The sequence below is a fragment of the Sorangium aterium genome (assembly GCF_028368935.1).
Taxonomy (GTDB): Bacteria; Myxococcota_A; Polyangia; order Polyangiales; family Polyangiaceae; genus Sorangium; species Sorangium atrum.
On record NZ_JAQNDK010000002.1, the window covers coordinates 2,081,624 to 2,106,625 of the forward strand.

At 70.9% G+C, this 25,002-nt stretch carries 19 protein-coding genes; 14 read left to right on the top strand and 5 right to left on the bottom strand.

Going from position 1 to position 25,002, the window contains the following annotated elements; translation table 11 throughout:
* Window positions 1-151: 151 nt before the first annotated feature.
* From POL72_RS22800 to POL72_RS22865, 14 genes are all read left to right on the top strand, one after another.
* A complete protein-coding gene (locus tag POL72_RS22800) occupies window positions 152-1,258 on the top strand; it encodes a tetratricopeptide repeat protein (protein ID WP_272097618.1) in 1,107 nt (368 codons plus the stop codon).
* 257 nt (window positions 1,259-1,515) lie between these two features.
* Entirely contained in the window at window positions 1,516-1,872 is a 357-nt protein-coding gene (locus tag POL72_RS22805; RefSeq protein ID WP_272097619.1) for an NADH-quinone oxidoreductase subunit A, read from the top strand.
* Window positions 1,860-2,444: an NADH-quinone oxidoreductase subunit B gene (locus tag POL72_RS22810; protein ID WP_272097620.1), complete on the top strand. Its 585-nt coding sequence runs from the start codon at window positions 1,860-1,862 to the stop codon at window positions 2,442-2,444. Before POL72_RS22805 ends, POL72_RS22810 begins: the two co-directional genes overlap by 13 nt.
* Window positions 2,441-3,094 (top strand): NADH-quinone oxidoreductase subunit C, encoded by a 654-nt coding sequence (locus POL72_RS22815; RefSeq protein WP_272097621.1) that lies wholly within the window; start codon window positions 2,441-2,443, stop codon window positions 3,092-3,094. Before POL72_RS22810 ends, POL72_RS22815 begins: the two co-directional genes overlap by 4 nt.
* 3 nt (window positions 3,095-3,097) lie before the next feature.
* Complete coding sequence (locus tag POL72_RS22820) at window positions 3,098-4,312, top strand: NADH-quinone oxidoreductase subunit D (RefSeq protein WP_272097622.1); 1,215 nt, start codon at window positions 3,098-3,100, stop codon at window positions 4,310-4,312.
* 79 nt (window positions 4,313-4,391) lie between these two features.
* On the top strand, window positions 4,392-6,074 hold the full coding sequence (locus POL72_RS22825) for an NADH-quinone oxidoreductase subunit G (RefSeq protein WP_272097623.1): 1,683 nt from the start codon (window positions 4,392-4,394) through the stop codon (window positions 6,072-6,074).
* A complete protein-coding gene (locus tag POL72_RS22830; RefSeq protein WP_272097624.1) occupies window positions 6,071-7,837 on the top strand; it encodes a complex I subunit 1/NuoH family protein in 1,767 nt (588 codons plus the stop codon). Before POL72_RS22825 ends, POL72_RS22830 begins: the two co-directional genes overlap by 4 nt.
* An 11-nt stretch (window positions 7,838-7,848) precedes the next feature.
* Window positions 7,849-8,523, top strand: a complete 675-nt coding sequence (locus tag POL72_RS22835) for a NuoI/complex I 23 kDa subunit family protein (RefSeq protein WP_272097625.1) — start codon at window positions 7,849-7,851, stop codon at window positions 8,521-8,523.
* Between the two features lie 51 nt (window positions 8,524-8,574).
* Window positions 8,575-10,032 carry an Asp-tRNA(Asn)/Glu-tRNA(Gln) amidotransferase subunit GatB gene (gene gatB, locus POL72_RS22840; RefSeq protein ID WP_272097626.1) on the top strand — a complete coding sequence of 486 codons (1,458 nt, stop codon included), beginning with the start codon at window positions 8,575-8,577 and terminating at the stop codon, window positions 10,030-10,032.
* A gap of 156 nt (window positions 10,033-10,188) precedes the next feature.
* Entirely contained in the window at window positions 10,189-11,022 is an 834-nt protein-coding gene (locus POL72_RS22845) for a lysophospholipid acyltransferase family protein (protein WP_272097627.1), read from the top strand.
* A gap of 105 nt (window positions 11,023-11,127) precedes the next feature.
* The gene (locus tag POL72_RS22850; RefSeq protein ID WP_272097628.1) at window positions 11,128-14,526 is read left to right on the top strand and encodes a hybrid sensor histidine kinase/response regulator; all 3,399 of its coding nucleotides are present in this window, start codon (window positions 11,128-11,130) and stop codon (window positions 14,524-14,526) included.
* Window positions 14,527-15,161: 635 nt separating this feature from the next.
* Complete coding sequence (locus POL72_RS22855; RefSeq protein ID WP_272097629.1) at window positions 15,162-15,944, top strand: hypothetical protein; 783 nt, start codon at window positions 15,162-15,164, stop codon at window positions 15,942-15,944.
* 78 nt (window positions 15,945-16,022) lie between these two features.
* Window positions 16,023-16,853 (top strand): hypothetical protein, encoded by an 831-nt coding sequence (locus POL72_RS22860; RefSeq protein ID WP_272097630.1) that lies wholly within the window; start codon window positions 16,023-16,025, stop codon window positions 16,851-16,853.
* A gap of 98 nt (window positions 16,854-16,951) precedes the next feature.
* Window positions 16,952-17,275 (top strand): hypothetical protein, encoded by a 324-nt coding sequence (locus POL72_RS22865; protein ID WP_272097631.1) that lies wholly within the window; start codon window positions 16,952-16,954, stop codon window positions 17,273-17,275.
* A 135-nt stretch (window positions 17,276-17,410) separates the two neighbouring features.
* Here the strand turns inward: POL72_RS22865 and POL72_RS22870 are convergent, their stop codons facing one another.
* The 5 genes from POL72_RS22870 to POL72_RS22890 form a co-directional block, all read right to left on the bottom strand.
* Window positions 17,411-18,505, bottom strand: coding sequence for an RING finger protein (locus POL72_RS22870; protein ID WP_272097632.1), 1,095 nt, complete (start codon window positions 18,503-18,505; stop codon window positions 17,411-17,413).
* Window positions 18,502-20,895, bottom strand: a complete 2,394-nt coding sequence (locus tag POL72_RS22875) for a DEAD/DEAH box helicase (RefSeq protein WP_272097633.1) — start codon at window positions 20,893-20,895, stop codon at window positions 18,502-18,504. The genes POL72_RS22870 and POL72_RS22875 overlap by 4 nt, the downstream gene beginning before the upstream one ends.
* A gap of 304 nt (window positions 20,896-21,199) precedes the next feature.
* Window positions 21,200-22,381 (bottom strand): alpha/beta fold hydrolase, encoded by a 1,182-nt coding sequence (locus tag POL72_RS22880; protein ID WP_272097634.1) that lies wholly within the window; start codon window positions 22,379-22,381, stop codon window positions 21,200-21,202.
* Window positions 22,382-22,582: 201 nt separating this feature from the next.
* The gene (locus POL72_RS22885; RefSeq protein ID WP_272097635.1) at window positions 22,583-23,182 is read right to left on the bottom strand and encodes an RNA polymerase sigma factor; all 600 of its coding nucleotides are present in this window, start codon (window positions 23,180-23,182) and stop codon (window positions 22,583-22,585) included.
* 222 nt (window positions 23,183-23,404) lie between these two features.
* A complete protein-coding gene (locus POL72_RS22890; RefSeq protein ID WP_272097636.1) occupies window positions 23,405-24,577 on the bottom strand; it encodes an RNA polymerase sigma factor in 1,173 nt (390 codons plus the stop codon).
* Window positions 24,578-25,002 lie beyond the last annotated feature (425 nt).

Genomic DNA, 25,002 nt, shown 5'->3' on the forward strand with positions numbered 1-25,002 from the left:
GGGCGGCCCTGGCAGTGAACGACGCGACGCGCGCCCTAGGAGTTTTCTTGAGAGCGGCGCCCGCCCGTGCGAGTCTCGGCCCCCTTGGGACTTGCGCCCGTCGTCCGGGACGCGCCCCTGTGATCCGGGTCGAACCATGCCAAAGGAACGCGTGTTCTCCCTCGATGCCGTTAGGACCGACGGCTGGTTCGAGCGCATAGGCGACGGCATCGGCAGCTTCCAGGCGCTCTGCGAGATCGTGGGTGAGGCGTTCTTTGCCTTCTCGATGATTACGGGCGCCCGCATCACGGCGCTCACCGTCGACCGCCGCAACCCGGACAACACCCTGGTCGACTTCGTTATCGCGCCGCCGGGCGAGGAGGACATCGACGGCGACGTCCAGCGGCTCACGCTCGCGGACTTCCGCCACCGCCTCGTCGGCGCCCTGCTCACGGAGGACACGACGCCGCCCGCGCCCGAGCGGGACACCGACCTCGAGGGCATCCAGCTCCACATCGGCGTCCGCTACCTGCTGCTCGCCCCGCTCTACGGCTACAGCCTCCGCAAGCTCGCCGTCGAGGGGAAGACGTCGCGCCTCCTCCTCCTGCGCGACGGCATCGAGGAGACGCACGAGCTCAACGAGTTCCGCGCCCGCATCCGCTCGCACGTGCGCGACGAGCTCGAGCGCGCCTCGGCCGGCGCGCGCTCCGCCATCGACCTCACGAAGGTCGCCGAGGCCGAGGTCGCCTCGCAGCGCGGCGACTTCCCGAAGGTGATCCAGCTGCTCGGCACCTGGCCGGCCCCGCTCGCCATCTTCCTGCGCACGCCCGAGGGGCAGATGCTCACCCCGGACGCCCGCAGCCTGATCGCCAAGGGCCTCGGCCTCCTCGGCACCGCGTGCGTCAAGCTCGGCGAGGAGCACCAGGGCGAGGAGGTCATGCGCCTCGCCGTCCAGTACGCGCACGACGGGGCCGCGGCCGGCGACATCTTCCGCCGGCTGGGCGAGGCCATGCTCGAGGACGGCCGGGCCGGCGAGGCCATCGGCCCCCTCCGGCGCGCCGCCAACCTCGGGGCCCCGCCGAAGCAGATCTGGCCGCTGCTCGCGCGGGCGTTCGTGCAGCGCAAAAAGTTCGTCGCCGCCCTCGCCTGCGTCCGCGAGGCGCGGAGCGTGGGCGTGGCGGACGCCGACATGGTGGAGGAGATCCGGGAGATCGAGGCCACCCTGGGGACGGCGCTCACCGCGTGGCGAGGGCTGGTCCTGGCCGCGAACCGCTCCTAGGATCGCGGCCCGCGCGTTGGTTGACCGACCGCTGACCGCCTCCATTGACACCCCCGCGGCGGCCGACTAGATCCGGCGCGGATTAAGCCGGGATCGCTCGGATTTTTGCTGCTTCAGGCAGCATCGCCGCGTCGCTCTCACCTTTTTGGACTGCATGGTTCGGGGCCGCGGGCCCCGAGGTCTCGTCCCGAGACGCCGCGCGCCTCGGCGAGGTGGTCGACCCCTCCAGGGGCTCGACACGTAGGAGTGCTCTCTCGATGGCCACCTACATCCCCCTGTTCCTGCTGTTTCTCGTCGCCGCGATCATCGCGCTCGCGATGTTCACGCTGACGTCGCTGCTCGGCCCGAAGAACCCGACGCCCGAGAAGATGATCCCGTACGAGTGCGGCAGCGAGTCGACGGGCGGGCGATTCGTCAAGCCGAGCGTGAAGTTCTACCTGACGGCGATCCTCTTTGTCGTGTTCGACATCGAGGCGGTGCTCATCTACCCGTGGACGGTCCAGTTCCGCTCCCTCGGGTGGACGGGCCTCGCGACGATGAGCTCGTTCATCGCGCTACTCGTCGTGGCGCTCGTGTACGTGTGGAAGAAGGGAGCTCTGGAATGGGAGAAATGAAGGCCGGTGGGCCCTCGACGCGGGTGGTGGAGGGCTCCGAGCACGGCTTCGCGACCACGCGCGTGGACGCGCTGCTGAACTGGGCGAAGAAGTACTCGCTGTTCCAGTACCCGTTCGTGACGGCGTGCTGCGGCATGGAGTACATGGCGATGGCCAGCCCGCGCTTCGATATGGCGCGGTTCGGCGCCGAGGTGCCGCGCTTCTCGCCGCGCCAGGCCGACCTGCTCTGGGTGGTGGGGACCATCAGCCAGCGCCAGGCGCCCGCGCTCCGCCGCATCTACGAGCAGATGGCGGACCCGAAGTGGGTGCTCGCCTTCGGCACGTGCGCCTCGTGCGGCGGCTTCTACGACAACTACACGACCGTCGCCGGCATCGACAAGGTCATCCCCTGCGACGTCTACGTGCCCGGCTGTCCGCCGCGCCCCGAGGCGGTGCTCGACGGCCTCATGCTGCTCCAGGACAAGATCGCGCGCGGCGATCGCACGCCGGCGATCGTCAAGCCGCGCGAGGACCCTGCGCAGACGACGGAGCAGCTCATCGCCCTCCAGCGCAAGGAGCGGAGCCTGCCATGAGCAAGAAGGTCCTAGAGCTCCTCACGGCGCAGTTCCCGGGCGCCGTCCTGGAGACGCACTCGCAGTTCGGCGACGACACGGCGGTGCTCGATCCCGCCGTGTGGCGCGACGCCGCCCTGTTCCTCCGCAACGACCCGCGGACCCTGATGAACATGTTCGTCGACCTGACCGCGGTCGACTACCTCTGGCGCGGCGACGTGCCCCGCTTCGAGGTGGTCTGCCACCTGCGGTCGCTCGAGCGCAACCACCGCGTCCGGATCAAGGCGCGCGTCGGCGACGAGGAGGGCAACGGCGCCGAGATCGACTCGATCGTCCCGGTGTGGAAGGGCGCGAACTGGTTCGAGCGCGAGTGCTACGACCTGCTCGGCATCGTCTTCAAGGGGCACCCGGATCTCCGGCGCATCCTGATGTACCCGGAGTTCGAGGGGCACCCCCTGCGCAAGGACTATCCGGCCAACCGCATCCAGCCGCTCATCCCGTTCCGGGACGTGCCGAACACCGGCAAGCTGCCGCCGTTCGGCCCCGACGAGGGCATGAGCTTCGGCCGCCAGTCGCACGACTTCGCGCGGAGTGGCCCCGGGGCGTCGATCGACGGAGACGAGGCCGTGAGCAACGGCAAGCGCGCGGGCGCGCTGGAGGAGCGGAGCTGACCCATGGAACCCCTGGATCGCGAGCTGGACGAGGCCGAGCTCGACCTACCGAGCGAGCCGATGCTCCTCAACATGGGGCCGTCTCACCCGGCGATGCACGGCACGGTGCGGATCGTGCTCGAGCTGTCCGGTGAGACGATCAACAAGGCCGACGTGCAGATCGGCTACCTGCACCGCGGCTTCGAGAAGATGTGCGAGCGCGGCACGTGGTCGCAGGTCTTCCCGTACGTCGACCGGCTCAACTACGTCTCGCCGATGCTCAACAACGTCGGCTTCGCGCTGGCGGTCGAGAAGATGCTCGGCGTCACGGTGCCCGAGCGCTGCCAGTACTACCGCGTGATCCTCGGCGAGATGGCGCGCATCTGCGATCACATGATCTGCAGCGGCGCCATGGCCATGGAGCTCGGCGCCTTCACGCCGTTCCTCTACCTGTGCCGCGCGCGCGAGATCTTCTGGGAGATCTTCGAGGAGGAGACGGGGGCGCGCCTGACGCACAGCTTCGGCCGCGTCGGCGGCATGGCGCGGCCGCCCACGGCCGACTTCAAGGCGATGGTCCGGGTGGGCCTCGCGCGCGTGCTCGCGCTCATCAACGACGCCGAGAAGCTCATCCTCAAGAACCGCATCTTCCTCGATCGCCTCGACGGCGTCGGGCAGATCTCGCAGGAGGACGCGCTCGCGCTCGGCTGGACAGGCGTCGTGCTCCGGGCGACCGGCGTGCCGTACGACGTGCGCCGGGCGAACCCGTACATGGTCTACGACCGCTTCGAGTTCGACGTGCCGGTCGGCACGCGGGGCGACAACTACGACCGGTTCATGTGCCGCCAGGAGGAGATCCGCCAGGCGGGGAGGATCATCGAGCAGGCGCTCGAGCAGATGCCCGACGAGGGGCCCGTCAACATCGACGATCCGCGCATCGTGCTGCCGCCGAAGGAGGAGGTCTACACGACCATCGAGGCGACCATCCAGCACTTCAAGATCGTCATGGAGGGCATCAAGGTGCCCGCGGGCGAGTGCTACTCGTACACCGAGGCCGGCAATGGCGAGCTCGGCTTCTACCTGGTGTCCGACGGCAGCGGCACGCCGTACCGCGTCCGCATCCGTCCGCCGTGCTTCGCCACGACGCAGGGGCTCTCCCAGCTCATCACCGGGCTGATGATCCCCGACGTCGTGCCGACCTTCGGCTCCCTCAACATGATCGGCGGGGAGTGCGACCACTAGCGACGGCGCGAGGAGCGCTCCCGTCATCGACTTAGGAAAGCAAGGGCCCTCCGCGGCCCCGCCGGGAATCGAGAGCACGATGCCTACGATCAAGATCGACGGAAGGGAGATCCCCTTCGAGAGCGGTGACACGATCATCCGCGCGGCGCACCGCGCCGGGATCGACATCCCCCATTACTGCTGGCACCCGGGCCTCAGCGTCGCCGCCAACTGCCGGATGTGCCTCGTCGAGGTGCTGCCGCCGCCGGGGCGGCCGGCGATGAGCCTCGACATCCTCCGCTGGGACGCGGCGAAGCAGGACTACGTGCCGGCGGCGAAGCCGAAGCTCCAGCCGGCCTGCCAGATGGCCTGCGCGAGCGGCATGGAGGTGCTGTCCGACAACAGCGACCACGTGTCCGAGGCGCGCTCGGCGGTGCAGGAGCTCCTGCTCCTGAACCACCCGGTCGACTGCCCGATCTGCGACCAGGCCGGCGAGTGCCGCCTCCAGGACTACTGGCTGGAGCACCAGCGCAAGGGCAAGCGGATGCGGCAGGAGCCGGTGCACAAGCCGAAGGCGGTCACCTTCGGCCCGACCATCGTGTACGACGCCGAGCGCTGCATCGTGTGCACGCGGTGCATCCGCGTCTGCAACGAGCTCGCCCGGGATCCGGTGCTCTCCGTCCGCGAGCGCGGCAACCTCGGGGAGATCACGGTCTCGCCGGGGCGCGAGCTCGACCACAACTACACGCTCATGACCGAGCACGTATGCCCGGTCGGCGCGCTCACGTCGCGCGACTTCCGCTTCAAGGCGCGCGTCTGGTTCCTCCGCAGCGCCCGGACCGTCTGCCAGGGCTGCGCGACCGGCTGCAACGCCTACCTCGACTACGATCCGCGCAACAACACGCCGTACCGGCACCGCCCCCGCGAGAACATGGCGGTCAACACGTACTGGATGTGCGACGAGGGCATGCTCTCGTACCGGCACGCGGTCGAGGGGCGGCTGCTCACGGCGCTCGTCGGCAACGACGACGCGAGCCTCGACGACGCGCTCGCCGCGGCCAAGGAGCAGCTCGCCGGCCACGGCGACGACCCGTCGAAGGTCGCGATCGTCCTGTCGGCGCAGCACTCGAACGAGGACAACTTCGCGCTCTACCACCTCGCCACGACGTACCTCGGCGCGACCGACTTCTTCGTGTCCGGCAAGCCGCTCGGCGAGGGCGACGACATCCTCATCAGCGAGGACAAGAACCCGAACACCCGCGGCGCCGTGCAGATCGCGGCGGCGACCCCGCCGCGCCCGGTCGCGGAGCTGCTCCAGGGGATCGCGTCCGGGCACTACGCGTACGTGGTCGCCCTCGGGTCGGACCTCGAGGTCGACGCGGGCGAGGCGCAGCGGGCGTTCTCGCGGCTGAAGGGGGTGGTGACGATCGCCGCCCACGAGGGGCCGCTCGCGAAGGCCGCGCGCGTCGCGCTGCCGGCGTGCTCCTGGGCCGAGGCCGAGGGGACGTACGTGAACGGGAAGGGCCTGGCGCAGCGGAGCGAGCGGGCGCTGCTCCCGCACGGCGACGCGCGCCCGGCCTGGGAGCTCATCGGCCGGCTGGGGCGCGCGCTCGGGTACGAGACCGGGTGGAAGACCCTGGCCGAGCTCCGCCGCGCGATGCCGCCCGGCGCGGCGCTTGGTGGAGCAGCCGGGGCAGCCGCGCCCGCCGCAGCGCTCGGCGCGGCGCCCGCCGTCGCCGACGGCGCGCGGGTCGAGCCGAAGAAGACGGAGGCCACGGCATGACCAGCGTCGAGCTCGCTCTCGCGATCGTCAAGATACTCATCGTCGTCCTGTTCCTGCTGAACATGGCGGCGATCGCCACCTGGGCCGACCGGCGCCAGGGCGCGATGGTGCAGGACCGCGTCGGCCCGAACCGGGCGGTCGTCTACCTGCCGTCCCTGGTCGTGCGGGGCATCGTGTTCTTCCCCCCGGCGCTGCTCGCGGCGCTCTCCGTGTTCACGGCGACGCGCCCGGCGTCCGCGCCGGCCGCGGCCGAGACGATGGTGGCCGCCGCGCAGTTCGCGGTGGCCGTGGCCTGGCTCGGGCTGATCGTGTTCTGCGCGTCGGCCCGCAGCGGCGGCCCGATCAACCCGGCCGAGGAGGCGCTCGCCCGCGTCGAGCCCCGCAGCATCTTCTACGGGGGCGTCATGGCCCACGTCGCGGTCTTCTTCCTGACGCAGGCGATCCCGCTCTCGGCGGCGCCCGTCGTCGCGCGGATCGCGTGCGTGCTGCTCGGCGCGCTGCTCCTCGTCACGGGCGCCTACGCGGCCCTGCGCGTGCCCGAGGGTAAGATCCCGCTGCGGCTCCTCGGCACGCTCCACGCCGCGGCCGACGCGATCAAGATGATCTGGAAGGAGGACTTCATCCCGAAGAACGCCGACCGGCTCCTCCACTCGCTCGCGCCGCTGCTCGCGATGTTCCCGGCGCTTGTGACGTTCGCGGTCATCCCGTTCGGCGACAAGCTCTGCTTCGAGGACAACGGCGACGGGGTCTTCGGCTTCGGGGACCTCCCGCTGCTCAAGCGGACGGTCGACCAGGCGTTCACGTGCAGCGGCCACGTCGTGAACCTCCAGGTCGCGGACCTCAACGTCGGCATCCTCTACATCTTCGCGATGGCGGGCACCGGCATCATCGGCGCCGCGCTCGCCGGCTGGGCGAGCGACAACAAGTTCTCGCTGCTCGGCGGCCTCCGCGCCGCGAGCCAGATGGTCAGCTACGAGGTCGCGATGGGCCTCAGCGTCGTCGGGCTCTTCATCATCTACGGCAGCGTCCGGCTCGGCGACATGGTGCAGTGGCAGGCCGAGCACGCGTGGGGGATCTTCGTCCAGCCGCTCGCGTTCATCCTGTTCCTCGCGGCCCTCGCGGCCGAGACGAAGCGCATCCCGTTCGATCAGCCCGAGGGCGAGAGCGAGATCGTCGCCGGCTACTTCGTCGAGTACTCCGGGATGAAGTTCGGCATGTTCATGACCGGCGAGTACGTGGAGCTCATCACGTCGAGCGCGCTCCTCGTCACGCTCTTCTTCGGCGGCTACCACCTGCCGTTCCTGGACCGCGACGGCATCAACGTCGCCTTCGGCGACGCGACGCTCTTCCAGTACAAGATGACCCACTTCGCCGTGAGCCTGACGTACGTGCTGGCGTTCTTCGGCAAGACGATCCTCATGGCGTGGGTGCAGGTCTTCTTCCGCTGGACGCTGCCGCGCTTCCGTTACGACCAGGTGATGCGGCTCGGGTGGACGAAGCTCCTGCCGCTCACGATCGTCAACATGATGGTCACGGGCATCGTCGTGCTGGCCGTCGACTCGGCGCCCGCGGGGCTCGTCGGCGGTCTCCAGGTCGCGGCCGACGTCACCCACGCGATCGTCGCCGTGGGCGGGTTCGCGGCGGTCGTGGCGCTGATCGCCGGCCTCCTCGAGCCGGTCGAGCGCCAGCGCACCGTCAACTCCACCTCGTCCCGGTTCGCTGCCGCGGCGGGGGGCACCAAGGCGTCGCCGCAGCAGGCGTAGAGGAGGATCTCATGGCGAGAGCTACCCCCAGCAACACGTGGACGAAGCCGGCCGGCAGGCCGATCGCCGGCAAGCCCATCCCGCGCCCGACCCGGAGCGCCGACGTCCAGGCCTACATCCCCGAGATGGTCAAGGGCCTGGGGATCACGATGAAGCACTTCTTCAAGAACACGAAGGAGATGGTGCTCGGCCAGAAGCCCGACCCGGTGCTGAACGCGCTCGAGCCGGGCGTCACGACGATCAGCTACCCCGAGGAGAAGCGCCCCTACCCGGAGCGCTTCCGGGGCATCCACCGGCTCACGCTGCGCGAGGACAACTCGCCCCGCTGCGTCGCGTGCCTCTGCTGCTCGACGGCGTGCCCGGCGCAGTGCATCGCGATCGAGCCGGCCGAGTACCCCGACGGCGATCGGCGGAAGGGCTACGAGCGGTACCCGAGCAGCTTCGTCATCGACGAGCTCCGCTGCGTCTTCTGCGGCTTCTGCGTCGAGGCGTGCCCCGTCGACGCCATCCGGATGGACACCGGCCTCCACGCGGTGCCCTACGACTCGCGCGAGCAGTTCATCTACAGGCGCGATCTCCTCATGAGCCTCTCCGATCGTTCGGGCTCGCGGCTGACGGCGAACACGCGCCACGAGCCCGGCGACCCGACGCACCCTGGCCTGTCGCGCGATCACGCGGATCACTGAGCCGGGCATCTCGCCTCTCGCCCGGCCGAGGTTCTGCTAGAAGGGCGGGTCATGGCGACGACGTACGGCTCCTTCGAGGCGGTCATCGGGCTCGAGGTCCACGCGCAGCTCCTCACCCGGACCAAGGCGTTCTGTGGCTGCGCGACCAGCTTCGGCGACCCGCCGAACACGCACACGTGCCCTGTCTGCCTCGGTCTCCCGGGGGCGCTCCCGGTCCTGAACCGCGAGGCGGTCCGGATGGCGGTGAGCGCCGCGCTCGCGCTCGGCTGCGCCGTCCAGGAGAGCAGCGTCTTCGCGAGGAAGAACTACTTCTACCCGGACCTGCCGAAGGGGTTCCAGATCAGCCAGTTCGATCGGCCGCTCGCGCTGCGCGGCCAGCTCGAGATCGAGACCGAGGCGGGCAAGACGCGGGCGGGGATCACGCGCGTCCACATGGAGGAGGACGCCGGCAAGAACCTCCACGGCATCGGCGGCCTGTCGGTCGTCGATCTCAACCGCGCCGGCACGCCGCTCATCGAGATCGTCGGCGAGCCCGATCTCCGCTCGGGCGCGGAGGCGGCCGAGTACCTGAAGCGGCTGCGCGAGATCCTGATGTTCATCGGCGTGAACGACGGCAACCTCGAGCAGGGCAGCTTCCGCTGCGACGCCAACGTCTCGGTCCGCAAGGCGGGGGAGACGAAGCTCGGCACGCGGACGGAGCTCAAGAACATCAACTCGTTCCGCTTCGTCGCCGAGGCGATCGATCTCGAGATCCGGCGGCAGATCGCGCTCATCGAGCAGGGCGGCCGCGTCCGGCAGCAGACCCGCGGGTACAACGCCGAGAAGAAGGAGACGTACCTCCTCCGCGACAAGGAGAACGAGTCCGGCTACCGCTACTTCCCCGAGCCGGATCTGCCGCCGCTCGTCGTGGACGAGGCGTTCCTCGCCGACGTGCGCGGCGCGCTCCAGGAGCCGCCGGCCGACAAGCGGCGCCGCTTCACCGAGTCGCTCGGCCTCACCCCGTACGCGGCGTCGGTCCTGACCGGCCACCCGCAGATCGCGGCGTTCTTCGAGGAGGCCGCGCGCCTCCACGGCGACGCCGTCAAGGTCGCGAACTTCGTCCAGGGCGAGGTGCTGCGCGACACCCGGACGGCGGGGCTCACGGCGACGTTCCCGGTCGCCCCCGGGCAGGTGGCCGCGCTGCTCCGCCTCGTGGACGAGGGCGCGATCAGCGGCAAGCAGGCCAAGGAGGTCTACATGGAGATGGCCGGCACGGACCGGGCGCCCGGCGACATCGTCCGCGACAAGGGCATGGCCGTGATGAGCGACGCCGCCGCGATCGAGGCCGTGGCCGCGTCGGTCATCGCCGCGAACGAGAAGCAGGCGGCGGCGTACCGCGCCGGCAAGACCGCGCTGTTCGGCTTCTTCGTCGGTCAGATCATGAAGAAGACGGGGGGCAGCGCGAACCCGGCCGTCGTGAACGATGTGCTGAAGCGACTGCTCGAGGGAGCTCCCGCCACGGGCGGGTGACGGCTCTTTCTCCGAGCGCAAGCGTGAAATAGGGTACCGCCGGCAGGCGCTCTCGCCGCGCGATCCGGGGCGCGCCCGGCGCCTCCGCCTCGCTGAAGCCCTCGTTGAACGATCGCCCCGCCTCCGATCGCCCCGAGCGGGCAGGACATCCGACGCATGGTCAGCGCTCGTCCACTCGACGCCCTCCGCTTCCCTCTCCGCACGGCCGGCTTCGTCGGCCTCACCTTCGGCATGTACGGCCTGCTCGAGGTCGACACAGCGATCTCACCCGCGGCCGACCGCGAAGTGGTCCTCCACACATGGATGCGCCGGTATGGGCGCGCGCTCCTGAAGCTCTACGGGCTCGACGTGCGTGCGGGCGGCCTCTTCCAGGGTGAGCGCGCCGCCGGCGCGGCCGATCCGGCGGGCGCCGGGTACTGCCCTGGGCGCGACGCCGCCGGGGTCGGCCGGCTGTTCGTGATGAACCACCGCTCCGCGCTCGACATCATGATCACGCTCGCCTTCTTCGAGGCCACGGTCGTGAGCCGGGCCGACCTCGCCGGATGGCCGGTCATCGGCATGGCGGCGCGCCGCGTCGGAACACTCTTCGTGGACCGCTCCAGCAAGCGCAGCGGCTCTGCGGTCGTCCAGGCGATGTGCGCCGCGCTCAAGGGCGGCCGTGGTGTGATGGTCTACCCCGAGGGGACCACGTTCTCCGGAGATGAGGTGCGGCCGTTCCGCGCGGGCGGCTTCACCGCGGCCTGCCGCGTCGGCGCGGAGATCGTCCCTGTGGGGCTCGTGTACGGCGGCGCCGAGTCCTCCTACGTCGACGAGTCGTTCACGGCGCACATGGCCCGGGTGAGCCGTGCGCGACGTATCCCGGTGGCGATCGAGGTCGGCGCGCCCATCGCCACGGTAGGCCAGGACGTCGGCGAGGTGCGCGACGAGTCGCACCGCGCCGTCCAGGCGCTCGTTCACCGCGCCCGCGCGCGGCTCGTCGCCGACGGTTAGCCGCCGCGCTCTCTCCTGCGCCGCTGGCTTCTGCGATCGGCCCTCGCTACGATGCGGGCCGCCGGCGACCCCATGGAGCGTGAAGGCAACCCTAGCGAGACCGCCATGGCATGGCAGGTCCTGAAGCCGCCCCGCGGAGGGGCGATCCATAATGAGCTGATGTTCCTGGCGGACGCGAGCGAGCAGCTCACCGGATCGCTTGACCCTCATACGATCCTCGAGCGACTCGCGCGTCTGTCGGTGCCCTACCTGGCGGACTGGTGCACGGTCGATCTCATCGAGCGTGGCGCCGCGGACGCCATGGGCCTGGTCGGCTCGGTGCCGCCGCCGCCGCCGTCGAACGATCCCACGTTCGTGGCCGGGGCGGACGGGTTCGACCCCGCGCCCGTGGCGGGCATCTATGCGGCCCGGCGCCAGCGCGCCGCCGCGGACTCCGACAGGGCGGGCGCCGCTCGGGCGGGCCACGCGGGCGCGACGCGGCAGCGGTTCTGCCGGGTCGCCGCGAAGCACGTGAACCCCGAGCGCGAGGGGCTCCTGCGCGCGATCTCGCCCGACGCCGAGGAGCGCCTCGGCATCGCCAAGGTGCTGCACAGCGGCGAGTCCGAGCTCTTGCACGAGCTCGATCGCGACAAGAGCGACGAGGCCGCCGAGCGCGCCGCGGCGCTGGAGCAGCTCGGCACGCGGTCGGCGATGGCGGTGCCGCTCATCGCGCGCGGCCGCAAGCTCGGCGTGCTGTCGTTCGGCGTGTCCGAGTCGAACCGCATCTACTCCGCGGACGACCTCGTGCTCGCGGCCGAGCTCGCGCACCGCGTGGCGCTGGCGCTCGACAACGCCTACCTCTACCGGAAGGCGGAGGAGGCGCGCCACGCGGCGGAGCGGAGCGCGGACCGGGCCGCGTGGCTCTTCGCGGTGACGGCCGCCCTGTCCGACGCGATCACGCCGCCCGCGGTGCTCCGCGTGCTCGCGAGCGACGTCGTCGCGGCCGCCGGGGCGATGACCGGCGTGGTGGCGCTGCGCGCCGGGCTCGGCGGCGAGCTCGAGACGGTGCGCTCGACGGGCTACCTTGAGGCGCAGATCGCGCGCTTCAAGAGCTTCGACCTCGGCGCGGAGCTGCCGCTCGCGCGCGCGGTCCGGGAGCGCCAGCCGATCTTCCTCGAGTCGGAGGAGCGCTTCGGCGAGTTCGAGCCGGGCTTCGCGTCGTGCTGCGTCGCGACGGGCGAGCGCGCGTACGCCGCGATCCCGCTCTTCCTCGAGGGGCGCGTGCTCGGCGCCGTGGGGTTCGGCTTCTCGGCGCCGCAGTCGTTCTCCGAGGACGACCGGGCGTTCATGCTCGCGCTGGTCCAGCAGAGCGCGCAGGCGCTCGAGCGGGCGCGCCTCTCCGCGCTGCAGACGGAGGAGGCCATGCACCTCTCGCACGAGGTGCTGAAGCAGATGCCCGAGGCCATCCTCGTCACGGACGTCGAGGGCAACATCCGGTACTGGATGGGCGAGGCCGAGTCGATCTTCGGCTACCTGTCCGAGGAGATCGTCGGCAAGAGCATGGCGCTCCTCCACCGCGAGGACGTCCGTGAGGAGGGCACGGCCCGGATCCTCCAGCAGATCGAGGACGCGCGCACCTTCGTCGGCGAGGTCCCATGCGTCCGGCGCGACGGCTCCGAGGTGCCGATCGAGATCACGGCGTACGCGGTCCACGACCAGGAGGGTCGCCCGCTGTTCCTCGTCGGCATCCACCGCGACATCACCGATCGCAAGCGGGCCGAGGAGGAGCGCGCCCGGCTGATCCGGGTGCAGGCGGCGCGGGCCGAGGCGGAGGAGGCGGCGCGGCGGTTCGCGTTCCTGGCCGAGCTCAGCACGGCGCTGGCCGCGTCGCTGGACTTCACGGCGACGCTCCAGTCGCTCGCGCGGCTCGTCCTGCCGGTGCTCGCCGATTTCTGCCTTGTCGACATCGACGACGGCCTGGGGCTGCGCCACGTCGCGGCCGCGCACGTGAGCCCGCTGAAGGAGCCGCTGCTCCGGTACTTCCACCCGAGCCGGGTCGACGGCGAGCCGGGCCCCGTGGCGCGCGTGCTGCGCACGGGCCGCTCGGAGCTCTACGCGGACGTCCGCGGGGACGTGCTGCTGCACGAGGCGATGACGAGCGAGGAGGCCACGGCCAACCGGACGCTCGCGCCGCTCTCGTACCTCGTGGTGGCGCTCCGGGCGCGCGGGCGGATCCTCGGCGCGATCTCGCTCGTGTCGTCGGAGTCGGGCCGGTTCTTCGAGCGGTCCGACGTGGCCTTCGCGGAGGAGGTGGCGCACCGGGCCGCGCTGGCGCTCGACAACGCGCGCCTCTACCGCGAGGTGCAGGACGCCAACCGGCTGAAGGACGAGTTCCTCGGGACGGTGTCGCACGAGCTGCGGACGCCGCTCAACGCGATCCTCGGCTGGGCGAGGATGATGCAGGCGGGCTCGCTCGATCGGGTCGCGGAGACGCGGGCGCTCTCGGCGGTCGAGCGCAACGCCGAGCACCAGGTGACGCTCATCGACGAGCTGCTCGACGCGTCGCAGGTCGTGACGGGCACGCTGAAGATCGAGCGGCTCGCGGTGGAGCTGACGCTGCCGGTGCAGACGGCGGTCGAGTCGATCCTCCCGTCGGCCGCGGGCAAGGGCGTGGCGATCGAGACGAGGCTCGATCCGGAGGGCGTGTTCGTCGAGGGCGACCCTGCGCGGCTGCAGCAGGTCGTGTGGCACCTGCTCTCGAACGCGGTGAAATTCGCCCGCCCCGGCGGGCTCGTGCAGGTACAGCTCTCGCAGGACGAGCGGTTCGCCGAGGTCAGGGTGATCGACGACGGCGAGGGCATCTCGGCGGACTCGCTCCCGCACGTCTTCGAGCGGTTCCGGCAGGAGGACAACAGCGGCGCGCGCCGGCACGGGGGCCTCGGGCTCGGGCTGTCGATCGTGCGGCACATCGTCGGGCTGCACGGCGGCATGGTGCGCGTGACGAGCGCCGGCCCCGGGCGCGGGACGACGTGCACGGTGCAGCTGCCGCTCTCGACGGGCGCGACCGCGACGGCGCTCACGAACGCGGGGATCGCGCCGGACCCGCGCAACCCGTTCCCTCGGCTGACCGGGGTGCGGGTGCTCATCGCGGACGACGATCCGGATACGCTGGCGATGCTCTCGGCGGTGCTGCGGCGCTGCGGGGCCGAGGTCAGCACGGCGACGTCGAGCAACGAGGCGCTCAAGCTGCTGGAGACGTCGGAGCCGGCGCTGCTCGTCGTCGACATCGGGATGCCGGGGGAGGACGGGTACTCGCTGATCCGGCGGGTGCGGGATCTGCTGCCGCGCAAGGTGGGGCGCACGCCGGCGCTGGCGCTGACGCCGTACGCGCGGACCGAGGACCGGGTGCGGGCGCTCGCAGCCGGCTACCAGATGCACGTGCCCAAGCCGATCGAGCCGATCGAGCTGGCGGCGGCGGTGAAGTGCCTGGCGACCGGGTTGATGCCTTGGTCCCGGGACGAGTGAAGGAGGGACGGGGGATCCGGGGGCACGCGCCGGGGTGGGGGTGTGCGCGGCAGCGCGCGGGGGGCGCTGGCCATCCGCCAAGACGGGGGCGGGAGAGCTTGCGCATGAGACACCGCCCGGCATGTCTCACTTCGGGCCTTGCCCTCTGAGACGTTTCGTTGCGCGCCACATAAGGCGCGCCTGGGACGTGGAGCCTGCTGGGACCTTATGGCACCTCGTTCGGTGCTCCAGCGCGCCCCCCGCGCGCTGCCGCGCACACCCCCACCCCGGCGCTCACGGCCCTGACGCCCACGGCCCCTGGCCAAGGACGCTCTTGATTCGGTAGGGGCCGGTCGGGGAGCGCGGCTGCTTTCATTCGAGCGCCGACGTCGCCCTCCTCACGTCGGACGTCAATGGTTGTCTCGGGGGCGAGGGCAAATTGTTGCCGTGGGCAAAGTGTTGCCTTCAGGGGAGGGGCCGCCGGGCAAGTCGTTGCCATTGTTTCCGGTCCCGCGTCGGTGAGGCCGCGGTTTCGATTGGCATTCTGGTTGCAATTCTGGACACAGCATCGCCCGGATCCCATGACCTGCGCCGATGCGCGGCGCCGGCGGGTCCAGGCGAATGCACAAGGATTTCTCGGAGAGGAGAGCATCGCCATGGCCACGCCCTATCAGATCAACATTGCGATGGACCAGAACACCTTCAACGCCCTGGAGGCGGGCGGATTTTATCTGTATGGATTCAAGGGGGTGCAGACGAGCATCCAGGGCGGCGCGCCGCTCGTGTGGTTCCAGACCAAGACCCTCTCCCTGGATACCACCATCTCGTGGGAGGAGCAGTATCAGGGGTACACCTCGCAGAGCGCCATCATTCCCGGCGGCAAGATCAAGGCGAGCGCGTCCTACGACATGAACCTCGGCGACATCCTCCAGGTCACGAGCCCGGCGGGCACGGGCACCGTCGTGACCGGTGGAACGCAGAACGCGATCTCGATCGCGAACCAGACCACGACGCAGATGGTCTGCGGCATCTCGCAGGTGCAGTCGGTGAGCGGCAGCCCGGTGGCGACGCCCCTCTGCGCCTTCCCGCTTTACGGCAACATGCTGGACGTCTTCGCGCCCATCCAGCTCGTCTTGCTGGAGTTCGCCACGACGGCGGTGAACACGGGGACGGTCATCTTCCAGGCGTTCAGCCAGGCCGCCCTGATCAACCTCACCAGCGAGCCCGAGGTCTCGTTGAGCTTCGACATCAACACAGGCTGGAACTCCAGCGGCAACCCGAACGTACAGCTCGTCCCCGCGGGCGCCAACCTCGCGCCGCTCCTGCTCCAGTCGTCCGCCAGCCTGAACCGAAGGATCCTCGCGGCGCAAAGCGCCCACGCGCCGGCGCAGGAGGCGCGCCACGCCTCCCGCAGCAATGGCGGCCTGATCCAGGCCTGACGTGGCGCCCGCGGGGCGACCGGCTGCCAGTTCACCCTCCGCGGTCGGGCGACGAGCGCGACGCGGCAAGGAGGCCTCATGCGACGACCTCTTCGTGGACAGGCAGCGCTCGTCGCCGCGTCGTTGCTGTCCCTCACGTGCGGCACGGGTCTCAGGACGCCGGACGAGCGGCCAGGCGCGGCGACATCGAAGGCCGCGCGCGTCGACAAAGCCGCTCCGCCCATTTCCCCCTCAGCGCCGACCGAGAGACGGCTGATCGTCTCCATGAGCGCCGAGACGGCGCGCGCGCTCGCCGCCTCTGCGATTTCGCTGTACGCGTTCAAAGCGGTGGGCGCGGAGGACGCCGCCGGCGTGCCGCTCGTGTGGTTCCAATCGAGGACCTACTCCCTCACCACGACCCTGTCGTGGGCGGCGCTCTATCGGGCCTACACCGCGACCCGCACGCTCCTGCCGTCTGCCCGGGTGGACGCCTCGGCCTCGTACGACATCGATCCCGGACAGGTGCTGTACGTGCAGGAGCCGACGGGCACCGGCGTCGTGCTCCTCGGGGGACCGGCGAACGCCATTTCGATACAGAACGACACGTCGACGCCGTTCACCTGTGGCCTCGCGCAGCGCCTCGGCGAGACCGCCGCGCCCATCGCCTCCTTTCCGCTCCATGGCAAGAGCCGCCAGGTCTTCTACCCCATGGAGACGGTGCTCCTCGTCGTCGCGGCGTCGAGGCTCCGCCCCGGCGACCCGGCCACCACGTCGCCGGGGCCAGGCGTGCTCGTGGAGCTGGGCCAGGAGAGCACCCGCCGGCTCGCGTTCGAGATCAATGAGGGGTGGAGCTGGGGCTCCGAGCCCTGGGCCACGGCCGTGTCGGCCGGCGCGGACATCCTCCCCCTGCTCGTCGTCCGGAGCCCCTGAAGGACGATGTCTTGGCATCGACGTTGCTATTCACTGCCATCGCGTGTTGCACCCGCACGACCTGTTCGTCGTGCCTTTCTACAAGACAGGAGACAACCATGGCCGTCGTCAATATCCCGCCCAATCAGGTCATCTACAAGCTCGGCCCCATCCCCGGGACGATGCACGTCTACAACACCGGCAACCCCGGAGGCGGCGCGACCACCTACAACATCACCATTCTCAACGTCGGCGTCTGGACCGACGTCGTCATCCAGACGGGCCACACCGACACCTACCAGCCCAACGGCAACGTCGTCTTCGTCCAGAACCTTGGGCCGAGCAGGCTCCAGGTCCTCTACGTGGAGAGCGAATTGACGGTCGAGCAGGCGGGCGGCCGCTCCGTGAAGGAGTTCCCCGTGCTCGACGCGCCCGCTGGCTAGTCCGGGGAGCGCCAGGGGACCAAAGCGAAAAGGGCGCCATCGCCAGGGCCACCCGCGATCGGAGCCGGAAAAGGAAACCGCGGAGCGGTTCAGGGCAACCGTGGAGCGGTTCAGTTATGGCAGCTGGACAGGCCCTCAGCGCCGCTTCGCGCACGCCGGGCACGCGATGCGGCCCTGCGCGTTCGGCGCGCACGCCTCGCAGAGCAGGTGCATCCGATCGTCGCACGCCGCCGGCCGCGCCGTCGCCGCGGCGCACGCCTCGCACGTGAGCCTGTCCAGGCTCGAAGCGCCCGCCGGGAGCCGCAAGACGATGTCCCGCGCCTCCTTGCGCCGCCGGAGACGCATGTTCACGAGCGCCGTCGGGACCTCGGCGCTCACCAGCGCGGCGACCGAACACGTCACCTTCGCCGCGAACCGCGCGGGCAAGGCCTCGAGCTTCGCGTTCCGCTCGGCGACGAGGTGCGCGACCTTGGCCTCGACCGCCTTCGGATCCGCGCGCCGCCGCGGCGCCCGCGCCTCGGCGATCAGGTCCGCGAAATACGACACAATACGATCGTGATCCCGCGCATGCCTGCGCTCGACCTCGCCGAGCAGCGGTTGCACCGCAGCCCGCACCGCCCGCTCGGCGCGGAGCGCGATCCAGTCCGCCGTGCGATCGTCCGTCGAGAGGGAAACGGCGCTCGGCAGCACGAGAGCGCTCGGCCAGGCGAGATCCAGGCGCGAGCCCACCGCAGCGTCCGGCTCGCCGCCGTCATGCGCGTTCAGCACGACCCGCACGAGCCCCTCGCGCCGGTCGTCGGCCTCGACACCATAAGCGACGCTGGCAGCGACGTAGACCGCCGTGCCCGTGGAGATCTGGCCGGGCTCACAGAGCCCGTTGCGCAGCACGAAGCGGTCCGCGGCGGCCCGCACGTGGGCAGGTCGCGGCGGATCCGCGGCGAGCCGCACCGAGGTGGACACGGGCCGCCCACGCGCCCTCGCGATCAACCGCTCTAGCAGCGTCGAGCCAAGGCCGCATGCGACGTCCCCGTCCCGATCGGGGTAGAGCGCGAGGGCGCACTCCTCCGCAACCTCGATCTCGGCCGCGAGCTGCGCCGGCAGGAGCGCTACCGCCCGCGCGTCGTCCCGCTCGGCGAGCGCTCCGGCCTCCGCGAGCGCCTCGACCACGAAATCGAGCGGAGAGGGCAGCGCGCCCTCCGCGGGCGAGAGCATTCCCAGCGCCGCGGTCACGCCTCGTAGTCCTTTCCAAAGAGCTTGGCGTCGAGGCGCTTCACCTGCTCGTAACGCCCGCGCGCCGCGGCGAGCTCCTCGGCGATGGCGTCGAAGCCGCTCGCGATCTCCTCCTCCGAGCGCGACGTCGCGTAGAGGGAGACAATCCGCTCCTCCAGGTCGCGCTCGTCCGCCATGTTGCCAAGGACCATATCCATCTCGCCCACGACCAGCTCGAACAGGTGCAGGCGGCGGTCGAGCAGATCGAGGACACGCTCCTCGGCGGTGCCGCGCGCGCAGAGGTTGTAGACGCGCACCTCCTCTCGCTGGCCCATCCGGTGCAATCGCCCGATCCGCTGCTCGATGAGCATGGGGTTGTAGGGAAGATCGAAGTTCACGAGGACATGGCAGTGATGGAGGTTATGCCCCTCGCCGCCGGCGTCGGTGGACACGAGCACACGCGCGCGGCCGTCGCGGAACGCCGAGAGCGCCGCGCGCTTGTCCGCCGCGGAGAGACCGCCGTGGAACGCCACGGGCTCGATGCCTGCACCGCGGAGCGCGGCCTCGATGTACGAGAGAGAGTCGCGAAACCGGGTGAAGACGAGGATCTGCTCGTGGTGAGCGCGCGCGAGATCGACGAGCGCAACGCCCTTCCGGGACGCGCGGACCGAGGCGGCGAGCTCCGCGATGGCGGCGAGCGCGGCGCGCAGCGCGGGGGCGCGCCGCTCGCTCGCGCTCATGCGCTCTAGGCTGCCGCGCACCGCGGCGGGGCTCGAGCCGGCGCCGAGCAGGAGCGTCGAGGCCAGCATCCGGGAGCCGGCGTCGGCCCCGTGCGCGCGCACGAGGGCGAGGACGCGTTCGTAGAGCTCTTGCTCCTCCGGGAGCGGCTCGACCATCGCCGTGCTCACGTAACGGGGCGGCAGCGCGAGGCCGCTGTCGGCGCGGGTGTTGCGCACCATCACCTCGGCGAGCAGGGAGCGCAGCCGCTCCCGGTTCTTCGGCGACAGCGGGTCCTTCGGGTCGACGAACTGCGCGCGGAAGGCCCCCGTGGTCGCGAACTGCCCGGGCTTGAGCAGCGTCACGAGGTTGTAGAGCTCCTCGAGATCGGTCTCGATCGGCGTCGCCGTGAGCATCAGGAGGAACCGGCTTTGCAGGCCGTCGACCAGCTTGAAGCCGGCGGTCGTGCGGTTCTTGACGTGATGGGCCTCGTCGACGATCACGAGGTCCCACGAGGCGGCCTGGACGAGCGGCGCGTGCTTCGCGCTCCTCGCGAGGGCGAGCGACGCGACGATCACGCCCTCATCGCGCCAGAAGGCCTCGGGATCCGCCGTGCGCGCGGCGTCGTCGGTCGTGCGCGCGGCGATCCCGGCCTTCTCCGCGAGCTCTCCCGTCCACTGGCCGACGAGCGCAGGGGGGACGAGGACGAGCGCCCGCCGGACCATCCCGCGGAGCTGGTACTCGCGCAGGATCGTCAGCGCCTCGACCGTCTTGCCGAGCCCGACCTCGTCGGCGAGCAGCGCGCGCCCACGGAACACGCGGAGGACGCGGCGCGCGGTCTCGATCTGGTAGCGGTGCGGCTCGACCCCGGTGAGCGCGGCGAGCGCGAGCAGCTCCTCGAACTGCTCGGCCGAGGCGAGCAGGTGCGCGCGCAGCGCGTGGCTCACCGCCGCAAGCGAGGACGGCGGGCCCGCGAGCCGTTGGAGCAGCTCGGATCGGTCGAGGCCCGATATCAGGAGCGGCGCCGGCTTTCTGGGCGGCGGCGCCGGCAGAGGAGCCGGCTCGGGCGAGAGCGCCGGCTCCACCACGCCGGAGGGAGCGGGCGGCCGGGAGGCGGCGGGCGGCCGGGAGGCGGCGGGCGGCCGGGAGGCGGCGGGCGCAGCGCGCAGGCCGGCGGCGCGGGCGCGCGCGGGGCGCTCCGGGGTCGGGGTGGTGGGGGGACTTCGTGGCGGCGCAGCGGGCGCTTCGGTCCGTCGAGCCCGCGCGGGTGAGCGGGCCTGAGCGCGGGTGACAGGGCGCTCCGGGGGCGGCGGCCGCTCCGCGCGATGAGCCAGGAGGAGCCGCTGGACGTCGTGACGAAAGACGAGCTGCCCCAGCCGGCGCGGGATACCGATGTTGCGGTCGATGCAGAACGTGCTCGCGTTGTAGGCAAGGAACGCCGGATCCGCGCTCGTCGATTCGCGTATCCGCTCGATGAGCGCGCTGCCCGCGAGCGCCCGTGGAAGGCCGTGCGCGAGGAGAAGGTCATGCGCCTCGTCGAGCGTCAGCGGCTCCTGGTGCGACCGGCCCGAGAGCGCGAACGCCAAGGTGAAGAGATCAGCGCCGGAGAGCAGCCGATTGGCCGCCTCCGTGGCGAGCAGCCAGTTCACGTCGCTTGCGGAGATCGACGTGATGGGCGTCGTCGAGACCTGCATGACTCGGCCGCGTGTATCCCTCCAGCTCCAGGATGTCGAGGTGCCATGGGCGCGAGAACGGCGAAAATAAGACGATTATTTTTGGAAATTCGACGCCCCTGATCGGAATGCGTCGTTCTCGCCGGTCAGGTCGGGCACCCTGCACCCGGCCTGCCCCCGTCCGGTGGCCGCGACCGGCGCTCCATGGGCTCAGGGGTATCGCCGCGGAGGTGGGGCACCCGACGAAGCTGCGGACCGGACCCCGCGTGTTCTGCGATCACTCGACCGCACGCCCGAAAGCCTGAAACCGCTTCCGTACGAGCGCTTAGATCTTCCGGCGAAGCCAGCGCGTGAAGGGGTCGAGGAAGGTCCGTTTCCAGTGGACGTTGAAGTACACGTCCGCTTCACCGAGCTCGGGGTTATGATCGATGGTGACGGACGCGGCACGATCGAAGAGGCCGGCGCTGTCGAACATGGCGGGGCCGAAGCCGGTGCCCTCGACGTAGATGAGCACGTCGCCGCGGAAGGCGGAGAGGTTCGAATAATGGCTCGCGTCGCGCCCCGAGAGCCCGCACGCGAGATCGCGGATGGCGGCGAGGGAGCCGTAATTGTCGAAGAGGGGACCTACGAGCTCGAGCCGGGACTGGTCGCTATACACGAGGCTCTGGGTCTCGAAATCGGCGACGGTGCGCACGAACGAGGGCGTCGGGGCGAGCGCGCCCGGAGGGGGCGGGGCGCCGAAGACGAGCAGCATGGCGAGCTGGTTGGTGGTGCCTGGCGGGAAGATGGGCAGGGGGAACTCGCCCTGGGGATCGGCGGCGGCGCCGCGCAGCGCGAGCCCGAGGACGGCGAGGCTGGGATCGTAGGTCGAGCCCGCGGCGAGCGCCCCCTCGAGGTTGCTGCAGATCGCGTCGTTGTGCGCGGCGATCGCCGGATCCTCGGTGTAGAAGGTGCCCTCGTAGAGAAACACGCCCGAGAAGGCGCCGGGTGCGCGGTTGACGGTGGCCATGGCCGTGTTGGCGCCCGCGGAGAATCCTCCGATGACGGGCCGCGCGCCGGGATGCTGCGAGCGCACGAGGGAGAGCGCGAAGAGCGCGTCGCCCGAGAGCGTGTCGAAGCTCCAGTCGGCCATCACGCTGCAATCGGCGGCGCCGGACTCGCACGCGCCGGGCGGGAGCTCGGTCCTCCGCTGGTCGACGAGCCAGACGTCGTGGCCGGCCATGGCGAGCTCGCCGGCCGCGGATTTCGCGTACCTCCCGGTCTCGCTGATCTCGTAGAACTCGCCCGGAAGCGAGAAGGGGCTCAAGAGGATCACGGGCTCGCTGCAGCCGCGGCCGGCCCCGCGCTTGCTCACGTGGATGATCGAGAATCGATCGAGGGGGCTGTCCCCGGCCTCCACTTCGTAGACCACCCTCTCGAGCGATGGATGCGGTCGCGTGACCTCGACCGAGGCGATGTCGTACGCGCCGAAGGCGCTGCCCGCGAGAAATCCAAACCATCCCAGCATAGGCGCTTCCCTCCATGGGAACGGGGTGAACACCACGATGTTCACCGTGGTGCTTCGAGCGGCGCTCGCTGCTCGAAGCGTCCATCTTCTGCTCGCGCGCGCCCGGACGCTTGGTTGAAATGGACGAAAGCGTGCGGCGTCGCTGGGTGGTGATGCTGGCGGGGTGTGGTGCCGTGTGTGCTGTTCGCCAGTCGTCGGGCGCTACCGTTCAAGGAGACCCCGCAGCCTCCTTCGCGCTCGACCGAGCTGCTGCACCGCCATCGAGGCCGGCATACGGAGCCTGCGCGCGATGTCGCGGGTGCCATGGCCGACCGCGGCGAGCGCGAGCTCCTTGCGGTCGCGCCGCGGCAGCCTGGATAACGCGAGGCGCACGGCGAGGAGGCGCTCCCGCGCGTCGACGAGGAGCTCGTCGTCCCGCGGCGGCTCTGGCCAAACGCTCCACGGGTCGGCCACGGGAACCTCCTGGCGCACCCAGGCGCGCTCGCGGTAATGGCTCGCTTTGCGCCAGGCAATGCCCTGCAGCCAGCCGCGGAGCGCTCGTGTCGGGTGGACCGATGGGCCCGGACGGTACCTGCCTGCCTCGACAGCCATCCAGGCGGCCATGAGCACGGCCTGAACCAGGTCGTCACGGTCGCGGCGCGGCACGCCGCTGCCCGTGACGAGAGCGGCGAGCCAGCGACGTTCGGCGACGATGCGCTCGACGGGGAGGCGGACGGCGGGGTTCTTCGCGAACGAGGGGAGGCGGCGTCCAGGCGCGCTGCGCTTGTGGACACCGGAGCTCGTGCGGCGTCGGGTCTGCATACCAAGATCTCGGCAAGACACGTCGAGGAGCTACCGAGGCCATCGCGCGCCCGCGCGGCCGTCGCATCGGTTGGGCCGCAGGCCGACATCGCCGCTGCCGGTCGACTCAGCCCGTGTGGGCGCCATTGGGTACCGATGCTCGTGATGATGCGAGCCGATGTGGAGCGGCCCTCTTTGCGCCGATTTATCGGTTCATCGATTCGCGGATTCACCGAACGCGTGTCACGGGCGCGGGGGAAGCGACGGCCACGTCACGGGCAGGTGCAGGTGCGACGTGCGAGAGGTCGTGATGGCGCCCGCCAGCAGCGCGCGCGCCAGCGCGTCGTCCCCGATGGCGCGCGCGGCGGCCGCCATCCTTTGGTGCTCCTGCTCATCGCCCTGCGCGCCGGGCCAGCGCCGCGGCGACCGGGAGGTGTCCCGAGGGCGAGCTGGCGCGGTGTCGCCCCCGTTCGAGGCCGCTGTTTCTCCTGGCGAAGGCGTCTTATCGTCGGCAGGTGAATACGAGATCTCGCTGGCTTCCGCTGTCGGGTCCACCGTTGAAGACGCGTGAGCTCCCGCGGCGAAGGTGGCGCTCTGCGTCGCAGCGCCGCCGGAGTGGAGACCGCCGTGCCCGACGCCGTGCCCGGCCACGAAGAGCCCTGATGTCAGGAGAACGCTCCAGGCGCTCGCAGCGAGCGATGCGTAGGCGTGAGCGACCGCTCGCGCCCGCGGTGTCCTCGCGCCGGACATCGCGCCGCGGAGCGCGCGCCGCGCGCGGCGGAGCAGGAGCCGCCACGGCGCGGCGCGGCTGGCACGCTCCTCCGAGCCACCGGCCGGGTGGATCGCCAGCAGGACGGCGAGGCGGCGGTGATGTCGCGCCTGCCAGCGGCGCGCCGCCGCGATGAGGTCCTCGCGCCCGTGGCGAACACGGCTCTTCGCGGTCGTGGTGGGTATCGAGAGCAGCGCCGCGACATGGCCGATTCCGGCTTCGTCGAGCTCGTGGGCTATCACGGCCTGGCGGCGCTCGGGCGGCAGATCGAGGAGCAGCGTCGAAAGGATTTGCCGCCGCTCGGCCTCCATCCGGCGCTCCTCGGAGCTCGGCGCCTCGTCGGCGATCTCCGGCGGCTCGTCCGGCCACGGCTGCTCGTGCCGCCGGCTGGCGCGGCGCCGGTAGTTGGAGGCGTGGTTGTGGACGATGGCCTTCAGCCAGGCGCGCAGCTCGCCCCGGGCCGGATCGAAGGTGGGCAGCGCCCGCGAGATGCTGTGCAGCACCTCCTGAAGCACATCCTCCCTGTCGGCCACCGGGATCCGCTCCGACACCACGCGACCCTTCAAGTAGCCGAGGTGCTCGCGGAGGAGGGCGTCCCAGGTGGGCGGCGTCGCTCCGGGCGCAGCGGGCGGGTCCTTTGTCTCCATGCCCGATCCATTAACCGCCGGTTACCCGGTGGCGCCCGAAATCGTTCGTGCGGGCTTCATCTGCCCGCGGAGCCTCCTGGGTGAGCCTTGCTCGCGGGTGAGCCTCGCTCTCCCGCGAGCTTTCCCGGCCGCTGAACCGATGGGGAAGGCGCGAGCAGGTGGCCGTGCCGTCGCTGCATTACGTGGATGCCTTCTGATTTGCCATCAGAATTTTTCAACGTTCAGCGCCGGAGGCCGCGCTTGTGAGCGAACGGCCGGCTGACTAGCGTCGGCGCCCATGCGCGGGACCAGGTGCTGGGGCGTTGCGCTCTTGTTGTGCGTTTCAGGCTGGGGCCGCGGCGCAATCGCCGACGTGCCGCGGTCGCCCGGGACGGGTGCGGAGGGCGCTCCGTCGGCGGCTGCGCCCTCGGGGGTCTCGCCCTCTG